Raw genomic sequence first — 826 nt, 5'->3', positions numbered from 1 at the left:
ATGGCGGGTGTGGCACAGTGCAATCGGTGGCAGGGGTTGGTCTCAGCAACCAAATCCTACGCTGCTTCAAGCGCTTAAGCTACATCCGCCAGCCCTCTCCAGCCCTCTCGTGCATAAGAACGGCTAAAGCTTAGACCAGAGTACGAGGAATCGAGCCTGGCTCAAACTCCGCAGGCCCCGATCAGGGAGCGAGCTTGAAGGAGGCCCGCGTTCTTTGCGGAGTGTCATTTATAGAGTTCGGTTCAACTGTGCTGTCATGTTGCGCGAGGCAAACTCTTGGATGAGAAGAGGCTGCGATGGGCGCATCGATCCAGAGGCTTCGCCACCACATCTCCCGTTTGCCGTTCTTAAGCTTCCTCTGTAACCGTGATGATGTCGTCAAGCTGCGAGGGCATGTATCCCGAATTGCCAAGCCGGCGCCCTAAACGGTCAAGCAAAAACCCACAATCCGGTCACACTGGAGGCAGCCGGGAGCGTGATCCATGAGGCTGCTGAAGGAACCACTCCTGCATTTCGTCATGCTGGGCGGACTGATGTTTGCGGCCTATTCCGCCTTCGGGGCCGCTCGGCAGGAGGCCCAGCCGCAGCCCGTCATCCGGACGAGCGCCGCCGATGCCGAATGGCTGAGGGCGATGTGGACGCGCCAGTGGCGCCGCCCGCCGACCGACGAGGAACTCACGGGTCTCGTCGCCGATCATCTGAAAAAGATCTATGGACCGGCCGTGCGTTGCAAGAGGGCTGTGTCAGATGAGTGAGAGACGGTTCGCATCAATCTATCCGGCCTCTGGGTGGAGCCTGAGCTCCGGGCCATCATGGGAATCCGCGC

The 826-nt window shown here is 59.9% G+C and carries 1 protein-coding gene; it reads left to right on the top strand.

What is annotated here, in order from left to right; all coding sequences use genetic code 11:
• The first annotated feature begins 482 nt into the window (after window positions 1-482).
• A complete protein-coding gene (locus tag FS320_RS44405; RefSeq protein ID WP_152718782.1) occupies window positions 483-755 on the top strand; it encodes a hypothetical protein in 273 nt (90 codons plus the stop codon).
• The last annotated feature ends 71 nt before the right edge of the window (window positions 756-826 follow it).

The sequence above is a fragment of the Microvirga tunisiensis genome, assembly GCF_009296175.1.
In the GTDB taxonomy this organism is placed as follows: domain Bacteria; phylum Pseudomonadota; class Alphaproteobacteria; order Rhizobiales; family Beijerinckiaceae; genus Microvirga; species Microvirga tunisiensis.
Note: the sequence above shows the minus strand (reverse complement) of the source record. Positions and strands in the feature narration are given on the sequence as shown.